The organism is Mesorhizobium abyssinicae, assembly GCF_049887195.1.
GTDB lineage: Bacteria > Pseudomonadota > Alphaproteobacteria > Rhizobiales > Rhizobiaceae > Mesorhizobium > Mesorhizobium abyssinicae.
On sequence record NZ_JARAKC010000016.1, the window covers coordinates 77,810 to 90,475 of the forward strand.

A 12,666-nucleotide genomic window follows, 5' to 3' on the forward strand; every position below is an offset into this window, starting at 1 on the left:
ATTGGTATGGGCTGACCCGTCCTGCGGCAAAACGCATTGCGCCGGCCCCAGTCCCGGCGATGACGGATATTAAACGTCAGCCCACCGCGTTGTTCACATGCGGCCACACTTCCAACACGCCCCGATAGACCATGTCGACCGCCACATAGAGGATGATCGCCAGGCCGACATAGGCGATCCAGCGATAACGATGCAGCAGCCTGGCGATAAAGCTTGCCGCAAGGCCCATCAGGCCGATCGACAGCACGAGGCCGATGACCAGCACCCAGAAATGATCGCGCGCCGCGCCGGCGACCGCCAGCACGTTGTCCAGCGACATCGACACGTCGGCGACGACGATCTGCAATGCCGCCTGGCCAAGCGTCTTGCGCGGCGCCTTGCCGGCGATCTTGCTGTCGCTGTCGAAGTCGGTGTTGGACAGCGCCTCCGTCGCCTCCTCCTCGTCGGCATGGGAGGTGCGCAACTCGCGGTACATCTTCCAGCACACCCAGAGCAGGAGGATGCCGCCGGCCAAGAGCAGGCCGACGATCGCGAGCAGCTTGACGGTGACCGCGGCGAACAGGATGCGCAGCACCGTTGCCGCCAGGACGCCGATCAGGATTGCCTTCTTGCGCTGCTCGGTGGGCAGACCTGCGGCCGCCAGCCCGATGACGATCGCATTGTCGCCGGCCAGCACGAGATCGATGGCAATGACCTGGAGAAGGGCGGTCAGGCTTGCGGCGCTGAAAATGTCCATCGACTGGAGGCCCTTTGCTGTTCGCCGAGTGTCGGTCGTCGAATATCCAGACGCCCTAACGTGTATGGTTCGTGCACGTCAAGTCACTGCCCGGAACAAGGTCGGCAAGGCGGTTTCTTTCGGCAAGCGGCTGATCGGTCGGCGATCGAGATCGCAGGGTCGCCGAGAGGCTGGTGCAAGTGCACCGCTGCCTCAGTCGTAGAGGTTGTACTTCGCCCAATCGGTTTCCGGGATCTCGTCGCCGATCCGGTAACGCAACTGCAGAACCTGCATATGGTCGGGCGCGGTCTGGCACTTGAACTTCAGCCGGTACCACTGCCCCTTGCTGCGAAAGGCCGCGCCCGGACTTCTGATCGCGTCGGCGCTCATCTCCGGCGTGGCAAAGGCGTAGGCGACCACCCGGTCGGCCTTGAAGTTTTTATCGTCATGGGTGATCCGGTCGAGCACTTCGGCATCGCATCGCTGTTCGAGCCGGGTCTGTGGATCAAGTTTCAGGAGACCGGCGCGCAACGCATTGTCCATCGCCTTGGCCGGCCAAGCCAGCGTCAGGGACGCCAGAACCAAGAGGCAGAGCTTTTTCATGGGCGCGACAAGCAACATATTTTGTCTGAGAAATCAACCAGACAGGGGTTAGGGGCAGCGTCGAACGGCGGGCGCGATCTTCGCCCGCTACCGCGTTATTTGGGCCTTTTTGCCTGTATGTGAGATGCGTCACATCGTCCGGTCATCCGTTGCGGGACAGTGTGGTTTCGATCCGTGACGGCGATACCGGAGGCGGCCATGCGCGCGACCATCTCTCTCCTCGTTCTGGCGGCGGGGCTGATGCCTTCGAGCTCGCTTGCCGGTCCGGCGCAATCGTCGGAAGACATCATCAAGTTCTTCGCCAGCACAGCCCACCTCGGCCAGTCGCGCGGCATATGCGTCGGCGCTGAAGCCGAATGCGACGGCAAGGCGGCCGCGCCGGCGGCGGCCGGGCTGGACATGCTGATCAATTTCAACCTCGATTCCGCCGAACTCATGCCGGACGCGCAAGCCAAGCTCGGCGAATTCGCGAAGGCGCTGAAGGACAATCGTCTGAAGGCCCAGAGCTTCGTCGTCGAAGGCTATACCGACGCCTCCGGCTCGCCCGCCTACAATAAAGGGCTTTCGGAACGCCGTGCCGAGTCGGTGACCGCATTCCTGCTGTCGAACGGCATCGAGGCGTCGCGCGTCACGCCCGTTGGTCTTGGTGCAACGCATCCGCGGGTCGCCAATCCGTACGATCCGGTCAACCGCCGCGTCGAGATGCGCATAAACGCTCAATAGATATTGTGGCGCCGCTAGAACACGCCGCCGATGCCGATCCCGCCACTGATGTCAGGGGGAGGGGCAGCCGGCCGCGAGGATTGCGGTTTCGAGGATCTTGCGGCCTTTCGGCCAGTCGCCTTGCCGCGCTCGGGCGCCGTGTCGGACGAGATCCTGGCCGGCTTGGCCTTCTGCACGACGACCGGATCCTTGCACACCCGGCCCGACTGCAAGAACAGGTCGCTCAGGAGCTCGACTGTGGGTTCGGTCGTCGACGCGGTCCGCCTGGTGTTCCTGTAGTAGCTGGTGAGGGCGCGGACGGAACCCTTGCCCCAATTCCCGTCGACGGTGGCGCGGTAACAGCCCAATCGGCGCAGCTCCGTCTGGATGCTGCGCGCCAGGTCTGTCGCCTTTTCCTCGTCCGGCTCGCCGGCCGACTTGCCGACGATCAGCGTTTCGAGGCCGGAGACAACGCTTTGCTTGGCGCCCTCGAGACTGGCGACCTGCGTGCCGGTAGGCTTGACCGAGGGGCCGGCCGGCGGCGTGATCTCGACCGATCGCAATGTCTGCCCGACGATGATCACAGCCGTCTGCAGATCGTTGGAAGCAAGCTCGACCTGCAGTTTTTCCTTCGCGACCGGATCCGACAGGATACGCGAAAGGCTGGCGCTCAATTGGGCCGGATCGAGCACCTGCTGTTCGGTGAAATAGAACTGCTCTCGCAGATTCGACTGATCCCAAGGCACCTGACGGCCGAGCGTGAGCGTCTCGGTCTCGTTGCGCACGCGGATCATCATGTCGGAAATGCTGAGCCCCGGGATTTCGACATTCTGCAGCAGGGCCGTGGTAAAGGGGCTGTTGTCGCCGGCTCCGTCAACCGTGGTGTTACCGGGCTGGGTGGCAAAGGCGACAAAAGTATTCTCCCCCACTTCGACCTGCGCCAGACCGTCGGCGACGCTGGCACCTTTGCCCACCGGGTTGTTCCGGCAGGCGTCGAGGAAGATGAAGGTCTGCCGCTCACGGCTGGCAAATTTCGCGATCACATCATTGAGCCTGATGGCGCGCGCGGTCAGCTGCTCCAGGTTCTGCGCGTCGGGCGTGTCGACCGGCAACAGAAAGTTCTCGCCCTGAAGCTGCACGCCGTGACCGGCGTAAAAGATAAGCACCGCGCTGGCGGTCGCGAGTTTGGCGTCGGCTTGCTGAAAGATTTGTGCAAACCCGTCGGACGAAAGATCAGTTCCGGTCAGCACGTCGAAGTTCAGCCTTTTCAGGCTCTCGGAAAGTCTTCTGGCGTCGTTATCAGCATTGGCGAGATGGGGGAGGCGGGCGCTCTGGTAGTTGGAATTGCCCATGACGATTGCCAGCCGCTTGGCGGGCTGGGGTGTCGGCTCTTCCACGGCAGCCGCCCAAACGCCTATCAAGCCGAGACAAGAGAAGAGCAGAACCGCCACGATGCGCAGGAAGGGGGCACAGGTCATGACGCGAGCTCGTCTCAGTTGGCGACAGTCTTCGGGCCACCGAAGCGCTCACCCCATGACGGCCCTTGCGCGCCGAACCCGCATCTTCGAAGACCTGAAAATTTTACATCAGAACCCCTCTCGAAGGAAGGGCGAGACCGTGACCGGTCAAAGTGAGTTACTATGATCTTCGATCGATTTTCTGCTAGTATGTCGAAATCGTATCTATGGGCGCCTGATCGTTGTTCTTGGAGAATTCAATCGCATAGCTTGCACCGACTGTTTGAGTAAAACTTTAAGTACGGGGACACGAAAATGAAAGCAGCGAATTGGCTTCTGCGCCTGTGCGCCGCGAGCGCGCTCTCGATTGGCGCAGCATTGGCCTTCATGCCTTCGAAAGCCAATGCTTGCATCATTGAAGGCCTAGACGCCAACTGTTATCTTGGCGGAGTGGCCAACGGCGCGATTGTCGACACGTCTCTGGATGCCCTTCACAACATTGTTGACGACATTGTCGAAGCGGATGTCGGTCCGGCCAAGGCGGCTCCGCCGGCACCAGCCCAGACGGCGCCTTTTGGCGTTTTCGCTTCCGGCCAGCTTGCCCACACCGAACATGACGGCTTCAGGATTTCGAACAGCTTCGACACAATTGATGGACAACCTTTCGATGTCGATGAATTCTCCGCTGCCGTCAGCGTGGATTTCAATGCCGCCAGGCATTTCGGCTTCGATAATGAGCATGGGCTCAACATAGGCCTGTTTGGCGGCTATGCCTCGGCCGAGGTGAGTGTCGACGACCGCCGCTTTTCCAGCGGCGGCGATGCCACCAACAGAAGCGGCATGTTTGGCGGCTATGGACTCTATCGCCATGATACGAGTTATGCGCTTGTGGCGGTGTCCGCATTCCTCGGCAACACCGACGTCGAGAATGTGGACAGCGGCTCCGGCAACTATGACACGCAGGGCTATGCGATCACCGGGTCTGTTGGACGCATCTTCAACCTGACCGACCGGGTCCGTTTCGATCTGCGCGGTGGATTGCTGGGCGTCACTTTCACCGGCGACGGATATGAGGACAGCTTCGGCACTGATTACGGCAAGAGCCACCTGTCCTTCGGTGCGGTCAAATTCGAACCTGGCATCTATGCCGATTTCCAGCTTGGCAATGGCATGGTGATCAGCCCCTACGCACGTGCCGATTTCCAGCAGCGTTTCGGCTACTCCAACACGGCCAGCGTCGAGGGCGAGGAAAGCGAATTCGAGGACGCGGACTTTTCCGTGGCGCTGTACTCCGGATTCAATCTGAAGATGACGGGATCCACCACGCTCAGCTCCGAAATTCGCGGCAAGTGGTCCGCGGACAGCACGACCGTCGCCGGCAAGCTGGGCCTGAAGATCGCCTTCTGAGTGGATGTCGACGAATCGAAGCGGTGACGGCGGCGATGCCAAGGGCATTTCGGGCGACGCCGGCGATGGCGGACTGGGTGGCATCGGCGGCATCGTCAATTTCAACCTCGGCAAGGTCGAGACCTGCTCGGGATCGGTCTGATTGCGATGCGCTTGGCGCCATCGCCGTCGACGGTACCTTGAACCGGCCCTTGTCGCCGGCGACGAGGGTGCGCCGACGCGGGAAATCGCCGATGTCATCGGCCGGCGCCTCGGGGTCCCTGTGGTAGCCAAGACCCACGAGGAGGCAGCCGGCCATTCTGGTTTTGTTGGCCACTTCTTCGGTCTGGACTGGCCGGCCTCGAGCGCGCGGACCAGGGAATTGCTGGGGTGGCAGCCGAGGCAGCCCGGGCTCATCCCGGACCTCGATCGGCCGCGCTATTTCGAAAGCTGAACGGCCGATATCCATCAGGTGAACGATCCAGGCGGTCGGCCGGAGCCGGCGGCCGCCAATTGCGTGCACCACGGGTCTAGCGTGCGACGTTGCCGGTAGCGCAGCCGATTGTCCTTGCTGTATCATTCAACTTCGGGCGGCTGGCAGACCAATAAAGCGCCGGCTAATATGAAGGCGCACCTGCCGCGAGGGTGATTCCGGATCAGGCAAGACACGCGATGGAACCCGACGAACCCAGAAGAGAGCGCCGCCTTCATCCGCGTGAGATTGTCCTGAAGGAGGCCACGATAGTTGCGGGTCCGGACAACCCGGCGATTGGTTGTTCCGTGCGAAATCAGCATGAGCGGGGTGCCGAACTGCGCGTTCCCTCCGACGCCGTCGTGCCCGAGCGGTTTCTGCTGCACGTGCCCGACGATGCAGTCACCTATCAAACGGTGGTGCGCTGGCGACGCAAGGAGCGGCTTGGCGTGCAGTTCTACGGCGCACCGAAGCCTTCGACGACGGCCGCGGATTAGCCTGTCCGGCTTTTCGTCGGAGATCACGCTTAGTCCAGCTTCCCCAGAAGACTGCCGGCATGAGGCGCGCACGCCGTCGCCATGACTACTGGCGACCTCACCAGGCGGTCAGCGCCGCAGGCGGAACCCGAGCCCGCGTTGCAATCAGCCGACCAGCGGCGAAAGCAGCCGCGATTATGAAAACCGCAGTGGCGCAAAGGAAGATCGAAGACGCAAGGACGGTCCCGCTGTTGTCGTAGCAAACCGCGAATTCCATGAGCTCTACCCCTGCAATCCCCGCGCGGCTTGCATGATGATCCTGCTTCGGCATGAAAACAAGCATCTGCTAATAAAAGACAGCGCGATCGGCGGCTGAGCCTGCCTGATGATTCGCAGGCGTCAGGCGGCGGCCTTATGGGAAGGCGCACTCTCGGCCGGGAGCTCGTCGCTCACGCTGCCTGCGGCCCGACAGTCTGTTGGGGTGGATTCGACTGACCGCCGGGCCTAACCGGCTTGGGGTTTGGGGGGCAAGCCGGCTGAGACGAAGGTAATATTAGCGACTCTGCAACAAAACCCCGCGGGAACGTTTTCCCCTGCTAATGGCCAGTAGCGCAGCAGCCCGGCGCGCTCTTGTCGGGGGACAGTGACAGAGGGGCGCCGGGCCTTACCGACGTTGCTGCGAGGAAAGCGGCAACCGGCTCCAACATAGTATGCGCCTGCTCATGCAGGCGGAACACATCCATATGAACGAAGGAAGCACTAAAAGGGGGGAACACAAGTCGGGTGCGACCTACCTCGCGCTCGACTCGGTTCATCGGCGATGGCCATTTGCTGGCGAGTGGCAGAGGGGGCAGTCCCTAGCGGTCAACGATGATGAATCGCGGGCATCCGGTCACGGCATAGCTCGGCGTCGTGAACGTTCCTGTTCCGGTGAAATAGGAACACACTGCCCCGTCAGCCGCTTTCTCCTGCTGATAGAGAATGCCGCTCGACGTGGCGACCAGCGCGCCATTGGAAAGAACGGCCAGCAGGCACAGGCCGGCGAGGATCGTCCGCATTTTAGCTGACTGACAAGGCCCGTTGAAGCTGTCCGACCGAGTGCACGCGAACCCTCAGCACAAGAAGGCGTGTCGCGGCAAACAGCCCCAGCACATTTGAGGCGATGGCGATGTTGACCAGGACCGACAAGACACAGAATGCGCTGGGCGCGTAACAAACGGCTTGCATAGTCGGACCCTTCAGTTGCCTGCGCTCCCGCCGCCGCTGGTCCATCCGCAGTCGACGGCGGGTGCAGGGCTCATGTACCCGCTCGGTGCGTGGGATTGCACCGTCCCTACACCTGCGAATCTACGACCACAGCAGCGGTCGCGCAATTAATGCAAAAAGGCGGGCGGCCTCATCCTTTCAGTGGCTTGGTCGTGAAACAGAATTTCCGAGCCGTCGACAATGGCCGAACTCACCTGTGGCCAGGTTCCAGATCGAAACCGGAACCTGTGACTTCCCGATCCATCAAAGTCTAACGATCACGAAAGCGCACTGGAAAGCACGTGTGATAACAGTTGATTCAACCATTGCTGGTATATAAGGCGAGGGTGGCGGCTCCGACCGGCCGTAGGGGTTGGGTTGCCGGAGCCGCCGGCGCAGCCAGGGGTAGTTAGTTGACCGCGCTGTCTCAAATTAGGACAGCGCGGTCTACGAACCGTTAACGCGTCGCACTAATTCAGCGGCAGCTAACGGAATGAAAGCGGCTGGATCAAATTCGAATTGCGGGGCGAGGCGTTATGGCAAGTCCCGCTTTCGGCGCGTCTAACGTCCTGTTTTTATTTATATTATGGCGGAGGGAGTGGGATTCGAACCCACGGTGAACTTGCGCCCACGCCGGTTTTCAAGACCGGTGCCTTAAACCGCTCGGCCATCCCTCCATCGTGATTTTTCAATCACTTGGGTGCTTCCGTTGATCTCTGACGTGGCCCTTGGCGCCAAGGCACGAGATCATCATTTCGCACCGCACTGCTGTAGTGCGGGGCGTAAAGACCTGTCAACCGCGCCAGGATCGACTGGTTACATATTGCCGAACGGCAACAGCTTCCAACGATCGGCCTGGCCCGATTGACAAGGCGGCGCAGGGCTGGCCAATCTGTGGCGTGGCCATTTTGCCCCGGGGTTAAGGGAACTATGAGAAAGACCTACGAAAAGCCGGTTTTGATCAAGCGCGAGAAGCTGTCGGTCGTGACGGCGCAGGTGGTTACGTCGACGGATTGATCGGCGCGCTCGGATCGGCGCCGGGGGGATTGATCCCGGCGGACGTCCTCCTTCGCCTTTTTTGTTTAGATGCCGGCTCTCCAACCCTCCGGCGTCACACGAGTACTGTCGTGTGTAGCAGCCACACCGGTGTCCTGCCACAATCTCGCCCCCTTCCGACCACAATCGGTTAATACCGTGATAAACAATTCCTGCGCACAAGGGGATTGGGGATCCGGGTGTCGCTGGCAAGTGTCGAGTGGGTGCTTTGGCTCCGCTGACGTTCAGCTGGTGGCGAGACTGTAGGGGACATCATAAAATGCAGACTTCGGCGCGCCCGCGTCTTCGTCGCGCTCCCGCTCTTGCACTGTGCGCGCTGTCGGCGGTGCTGCTTGCGGCCTGCACATCGACACCGAAGGCGATGGTCGACAAGAGGCCGCGTTCCAAGGAATATTTCGCTGAGACCGAATATGGCGTGAAGGCGAGCCCGCGCGTTGCCTTCATGCGGCGCGGCGGCGGCCGCGACCAACTCGGCAAGCCCTACCAGGTGCGCGGCAAATGGTATTATCCCAAGGAAGACAAGCGCTACCGCAAGGTCGGCCTGGCATCCTGGTATGGCGATGCCTTCCACGGCCGGCTGACCGCCAATGGCGAAGTCTACGACACGGCGCAACTGACGGCGGCGCATCCGACCATGCCGCTGCCGAGCTACGCCCGCGTCACCAACCTCGAAACCGGCAGTTCGGTCATCGTGCGCGTCAACGACCGTGGCCCATACCATGAGGGCCGCATCATCGACGTCTCGCAGCGCGCCGCGCAGATGCTCGACTATGACAAGGTCGGCACCGCTAAGGTGAAGGTCGAATATGTCGGCCGCGCGCCGCTCGACGGCAATGACGACCAGTATCTGATGGCGTCCTACCATCCCGGTAACAGGCGGCCGGATCCGTCCGACGGCCTGCCGACCGGCGTGATGGTGGCGATGAACGGGCCGACGCCGGTCCTGGCGGCGGGCGCGACTGCCGCCGCCGTGCCGTTCCCCGGCCAGCTGACGGATTCCGGCCAGGCGCCGCAGGCCGAGCCGGCCATGTCTTCGCAAGCGCCCGGCGATGTGGCGCTGCCTGATTTCGGGCCGATCGTGCCGGAGCGGCCGGACATCAGCCTGCCGCCGAATTCGCCCTTCGCCATGGCCTCGCTTTCCTATGCCGATGAGCGCGTCGGCCGCGCCGATGTCTTCGCGGCTTTCGATGGCGCCGGTATGTCGCCCTCCGACATCCTGCAGTCCTGGAAGAGATCCAATTCGACGTCGCCGGAGGTTACCGACTATGTCGCCGCCGGCTCCTTCGATGATGCCGCCGAGGCAAAGCGTGTGGCCTCGGCGCTCAAGCCCTTCGGCCGGACCGAAATCCAGCGGACCGAGCTCGACGGCAATGATTGGTACGCGGTCAACGTCTATCCGGACGGCCATGGCAGCGTCGATGATCTGCTGAAGGCCGCCTGGTCGCACGGCGCGCCGGACGCGCTCGTCGTGCGCGACTGATCTATTTCAACCGCACGGTTGATCCGCCGGAAAAAAGCCTGATAGCTTCACCGAAATTGCCAATACCGGCTAACAGGTCGAGCCTTTATGCAGTTGCGCCTTTTCCCGCCCCTCGCAGGGCTCTGCCTTTTGTTGCTTTCCCTGATTCCGGCCAATGCGCAGCTTTTCGAGACCAAGGCGGCGCAAGCCTTCATGATCGATGCCGAAACCGGCACCGTGCTGTTCGCCAAGGATGCCGACAAGCCGATCCCGCCGGCCTCGATGGCCAAGCTGATGACGATGGAAGTGGTCTTCAACGCCATCAAGTCAGGTCGCATGACGCTCGATGACACATTCGTGGTCAGCGAGAACGCCTGGCGTACCGGCGGCGCGCCGTCGGGCACCTCGACCATGTTCGCCAAGCTCAAATCTGCGGTCCGCGTCGAGGACCTGATCCAGGGCGTGACGGTGCAGGCCGCCAATGACGGCTGCATCGTTCTGGCCGAAGGCATGGCCGGATCGGAGTCCAATTTCGCCGCGCAGATGACCGAGCGCGCGCGCCAGCTTGGCCTGCCGAAATCGACCTTCGTCAACTCGACCGGCCTGCCGGCCGACGGCCAGCAGACGACAGTGCACGAACTGGCGCAGCTGGCGCTGCATCTCTGGCGCGACTATCCCGATTTCTATCATTACTACGGCCAGCCGGATTTCACCTGGAACAAGATTACCCAGAGAAACCGCAACCCGCTGCTGGCCATGGGCATCGAGGCCGACGGCTTCGTCGCCGGCACGAGCGAGGCGGCGGGCTTCGGCATTGTCGGCACGGTCAGCCACAATGGCACGCGCGTCATCGCGGCGATGAGTGGGCTGGCGAGCGACCGCGAACGGTCGGAGGAAGCGCGCAAGCTGCTCGACTGGGGCGTCCGCTCGTTCCAGAAGACCGAGATCTTCGCCAAGGACGAGGTGGTCGGGGAAGCCCAGGTGTTCGGCGGCGCCAAATCCGGCGTGGCGCTAAAGGCGAAGGGACCGATCGATATCTTCCTGCCGATCGCCAACCGCGACAAGCTGACGGCGAAAATCGTCTATGACGGCCCGGTCTCGGCGCCGGTGGAGGAGGGGCAGCCGGTGGGCAAACTGCGCGTCTGGATCGGCGACACGCTGAGCCAGGAGACGCCGCTCTTCGCCGCCGAAACGGTCGGTGTCGGCACGCTGCCGCAACGCGCGCTCGATGCCGCCAAGGAACTGGCCGTCGGCTGGCTGCGTTAGCTCGTGGACCTTTTCTCAGACGAGGGCTATGACAGCGTCGAGCACGGGCAGAGGCTTTTTCTGGTGGCGAGCGGATTTTTCATCACCTTCGAAGGCGGCGAAGGGGCAGGCAAGTCGACGCAGATCGAGCGGCTGGCAAAGCGGATGCGTGCCAAGAAATACGACGTCCTCGTCACCCGCGAGCCCGGCGGCTCGCCGGGCGCCGAGGCAGTTCGGCACGTGTTGCTTTCCGGCGCTGCCGAGCCCTTCGGCCCGAAGATGGAGGCGCTGCTGTTCGCCGCCGCGCGTTCCGACCATGTCGAGCAGGTCATCCGACCGGCAGTGGAGCGCGGATCGATCGTGCTTTGCGACCGCTTCATCGATTCCTCGCGTGTCTACCAGGGCGTCACCGGCGGTCTGGATCCGGCCTTCATGGAGACGCTGGAGGAGGTCGCCATCAACGGCATGGTGCCCGACATGACCCTGGTCTTCGACATCGATCCGGCCGAAGGCCTGCGGCGCGCCACAGCCCGCCGCGGCGCCAATGACGGTCCAGATCGTTTCGAGAAGGAAACGCTCGATATCCACCGCCGCAGGCGCGATGCTTTCCTCGCCATCGCCGCCGCCGAGCCGGGGCGCTGCATCGTCATCGACGCCTCCGCCGACCCGGACACGGTGGAAAACGTCGTCACCGCCGCCGTCTTCGCCGCGCTTGAGACGATGACGCCGGCCGAGCAGCGGCAGACAGCCCCGGCATGATCTTCGAACGCATCGCCCCCGAGCAGCACGACACGCTGGACGGCGTGCCGGAACCGTCCGAGACGGCTCGCCTCATCGGCCACGGTCAGGCGGCTTCCATGCTCGCCACTGCCTATCGCGCCGGCAAACTGCCGCATGCGCTGATCCTCGCCGGACCGGTCGGCATCGGCAAGGCGACGCTCGCCTTTCACCTCGCGCATCATCTCCTGAAGCACCCGGCATTCGAGCGGGCGCCGGACGTTATCGCTCAGCCGGACCCGGCCTCATCGCTGTTTCGCCAGATCGCCACCGGGGCGCATCCTTCGGTGCTCCACCTGACCCGGCCGGCGAACGACAAGACCAAGAGCTTCAAGACGGTCGTCACCGTGGACGAGATCCGCAGGGTCAGCCGCTTCCTGTCGATGACCTCGCATGACGGCAGCTACCGGGTCGTGATCGTCGACCCGGCCGACGACATGAATACCAATGCCGCCAACGCCTTGCTCAAGAATCTCGAAGAGCCGCCGGCGCGCACGCTGTTCATCCTCATCGTGCATGCCCCGGGCAGCCTTTTGCCGACGATCCGCTCGCGCTGCCAGATGGTGCGCCTGACGCCGCTCGGCGACGAGGAACTGATGACCGTTCTGCAAGGCATCGAGCCGCCACCACCCGAGGACCCTGCGGCGCGCGCGGCACTTGCCGAGCGGGCAGGGGGCAGCGCCCGCAACGCGATCCTTCTGACGCAGTATGGCGGGCTGGAGATCGCCGCCGCGCTCGACGCCCTGGTTGCGGCGAGGAAGGGCGACGTCGCCGGCGCCCACCGGCTGGCCGAGGCGGTTGCCGGCCGCGACCAGGCGATCCAGTTCGACATCTTCAACCGACACGCGCTCGACCTGCTGTCCTCACGCGCCAGCGAGGCGGCCCTCGCTGGCGATCTGGCGCGGGCCAAGGCTCTGTCCGAAGCTTGGCAGGAAGCCCAGAACGCTATATCTGAGACCGAGACCTACAATCTCGACAAGAAGCAGCACGCTCTGATCATGATCGACCGCCTGAATTCTGCGATGCGAATGTGATGGCCCGCTCGGGATGGCAATCGCCATGCCGATAGGATA

Annotated in this window: 13 protein-coding genes and 1 tRNA gene; 8 read left to right on the top strand and 6 right to left on the bottom strand. The window is 62.8% G+C overall.

Annotated features, from left to right (window positions below):
• Nucleotides 1-76: 76 nt before the first annotated feature.
• Together PU724_RS25910 and PU724_RS25915 are read right to left on the bottom strand one after the other, a co-directional pair.
• Nucleotides 77-736: a TerC family protein gene (locus PU724_RS25910; RefSeq protein WP_127282240.1), complete on the bottom strand. Its 660-nt coding sequence runs from the start codon at nucleotides 734-736 to the stop codon at nucleotides 77-79.
• 192 nt (nucleotides 737-928) lie between these two features.
• A complete protein-coding gene (locus tag PU724_RS25915) occupies nucleotides 929-1,336 on the bottom strand; it encodes a DUF930 domain-containing protein (RefSeq protein WP_354421724.1) in 408 nt (135 codons plus the stop codon).
• 180 nt (nucleotides 1,337-1,516) lie between these two features.
• Between PU724_RS25915 and PU724_RS25920 the strand changes: the two genes are divergently transcribed.
• Nucleotides 1,517-2,041: an OmpA family protein gene (locus PU724_RS25920; protein ID WP_292348823.1), complete on the top strand. Its 525-nt coding sequence runs from the start codon at nucleotides 1,517-1,519 to the stop codon at nucleotides 2,039-2,041.
• Nucleotides 2,042-2,055: 14 nt separating this feature from the next.
• Here PU724_RS25920 and PU724_RS25925 read toward each other — a convergent pair whose 3' ends face one another.
• Nucleotides 2,056-3,498, bottom strand: coding sequence for a caspase family protein (locus PU724_RS25925; RefSeq protein WP_354421722.1), 1,443 nt, complete (start codon nucleotides 3,496-3,498; stop codon nucleotides 2,056-2,058).
• Between the two features lie 402 nt (nucleotides 3,499-3,900).
• The gene (locus PU724_RS25930) at nucleotides 3,901-4,347 is read right to left on the bottom strand and encodes a hypothetical protein (RefSeq protein ID WP_426213666.1); all 447 of its coding nucleotides are present in this window, start codon (nucleotides 4,345-4,347) and stop codon (nucleotides 3,901-3,903) included.
• On the opposite strand from PU724_RS25930, the gene PU724_RS25935 reads away from it, so the two are divergent.
• From PU724_RS25935 to PU724_RS25945, 3 genes are all read left to right on the top strand, one after another.
• The gene (locus tag PU724_RS25935; RefSeq protein ID WP_354421720.1) at nucleotides 4,261-4,884 is read left to right on the top strand and encodes an autotransporter outer membrane beta-barrel domain-containing protein; all 624 of its coding nucleotides are present in this window, start codon (nucleotides 4,261-4,263) and stop codon (nucleotides 4,882-4,884) included. The genes PU724_RS25930 and PU724_RS25935 overlap by 87 nt on opposite strands.
• A gap of 4 nt (nucleotides 4,885-4,888) precedes the next feature.
• A complete protein-coding gene (locus PU724_RS25940) occupies nucleotides 4,889-5,026 on the top strand; it encodes a hypothetical protein (RefSeq protein WP_292168989.1) in 138 nt (45 codons plus the stop codon).
• Nucleotides 5,027-5,535: 509 nt separating this feature from the next.
• Complete coding sequence (locus PU724_RS25945; protein WP_128275723.1) at nucleotides 5,536-5,832, top strand: PilZ domain-containing protein; 297 nt, start codon at nucleotides 5,536-5,538, stop codon at nucleotides 5,830-5,832.
• Nucleotides 5,833-6,668: 836 nt separating this feature from the next.
• Here the strand turns inward: PU724_RS25945 and PU724_RS25950 are convergent.
• Together PU724_RS25950 and PU724_RS25955 are read right to left on the bottom strand one after the other, a co-directional pair.
• On the bottom strand, nucleotides 6,669-6,869 hold the full coding sequence (locus PU724_RS25950) for a hypothetical protein (protein WP_127282233.1): 201 nt from the start codon (nucleotides 6,867-6,869) through the stop codon (nucleotides 6,669-6,671).
• A 774-nt stretch (nucleotides 6,870-7,643) separates the two neighbouring features.
• Nucleotides 7,644-7,733 (bottom strand) — tRNA-Ser (locus tag PU724_RS25955).
• Nucleotides 7,734-8,371: 638 nt separating this feature from the next.
• On the opposite strand from PU724_RS25955, the gene PU724_RS25960 reads away from it, so the two are divergent.
• From PU724_RS25960 to PU724_RS25975, 4 genes are all read left to right on the top strand, one after another.
• Nucleotides 8,372-9,592: a septal ring lytic transglycosylase RlpA family protein gene (locus PU724_RS25960; RefSeq protein ID WP_354421718.1), complete on the top strand. Its 1,221-nt coding sequence runs from the start codon at nucleotides 8,372-8,374 to the stop codon at nucleotides 9,590-9,592.
• 87 nt (nucleotides 9,593-9,679) lie between these two features.
• Nucleotides 9,680-10,837: a D-alanyl-D-alanine carboxypeptidase family protein gene (locus tag PU724_RS25965; RefSeq protein WP_354421716.1), complete on the top strand. Its 1,158-nt coding sequence runs from the start codon at nucleotides 9,680-9,682 to the stop codon at nucleotides 10,835-10,837.
• 63 nt (nucleotides 10,838-10,900) lie between these two features.
• Entirely contained in the window at nucleotides 10,901-11,575 is a 675-nt protein-coding gene (tmk, locus tag PU724_RS25970) for a dTMP kinase (protein ID WP_127284328.1), read from the top strand.
• Complete coding sequence (locus PU724_RS25975) at nucleotides 11,572-12,627, top strand: DNA polymerase III subunit delta' (protein WP_292168398.1); 1,056 nt, start codon at nucleotides 11,572-11,574, stop codon at nucleotides 12,625-12,627. Before tmk ends, PU724_RS25975 begins: the two co-directional genes overlap by 4 nt.
• Nucleotides 12,628-12,666 lie beyond the last annotated feature (39 nt).

What these genes read in the sequence shown, in the direction of transcription:
- PU724_RS25910 (WP_127282240.1), bottom strand. Translation starts at nt 736, where the DNA reads ATGGACATTTTCAGCGCCGCAAGCCTGACCGCCCTTCTCCAGGTCATT.
- PU724_RS25915 (WP_354421724.1), bottom strand. Translation starts at nt 1,336, where the DNA reads ATGTTGCTTGTCGCGCCCATGAAAAAGCTCTGCCTCTTGGTTCTGGCG.
- PU724_RS25920 (WP_292348823.1), top strand. Translation starts at nt 1,517, where the DNA reads ATGCGCGCGACCATCTCTCTCCTCGTTCTGGCGGCGGGGCTGATGCCT.
- PU724_RS25925 (WP_354421722.1), bottom strand. Translation starts at nt 3,498, where the DNA reads ATGACCTGTGCCCCCTTCCTGCGCATCGTGGCGGTTCTGCTCTTCTCT.
- PU724_RS25930 (WP_426213666.1), bottom strand. Translation starts at nt 4,347, where the DNA reads ATGGCGATAGAGTCCATAGCCGCCAAACATGCCGCTTCTGTTGGTGGC.
- PU724_RS25940 (WP_292168989.1), top strand. Translation starts at nt 4,889, where the DNA reads ATGTCGACGAATCGAAGCGGTGACGGCGGCGATGCCAAGGGCATTTCG.
- PU724_RS25945 (WP_128275723.1), top strand. Translation starts at nt 5,536, where the DNA reads ATGGAACCCGACGAACCCAGAAGAGAGCGCCGCCTTCATCCGCGTGAG.
- PU724_RS25950 (WP_127282233.1), bottom strand. Translation starts at nt 6,869, where the DNA reads ATGCGGACGATCCTCGCCGGCCTGTGCCTGCTGGCCGTTCTTTCCAAT.
- PU724_RS25960 (WP_354421718.1), top strand. Translation starts at nt 8,372, where the DNA reads ATGCAGACTTCGGCGCGCCCGCGTCTTCGTCGCGCTCCCGCTCTTGCA.
- PU724_RS25965 (WP_354421716.1), top strand. Translation starts at nt 9,680, where the DNA reads ATGCAGTTGCGCCTTTTCCCGCCCCTCGCAGGGCTCTGCCTTTTGTTG.
- PU724_RS25975 (WP_292168398.1), top strand. Translation starts at nt 11,572, where the DNA reads ATGATCTTCGAACGCATCGCCCCCGAGCAGCACGACACGCTGGACGGC.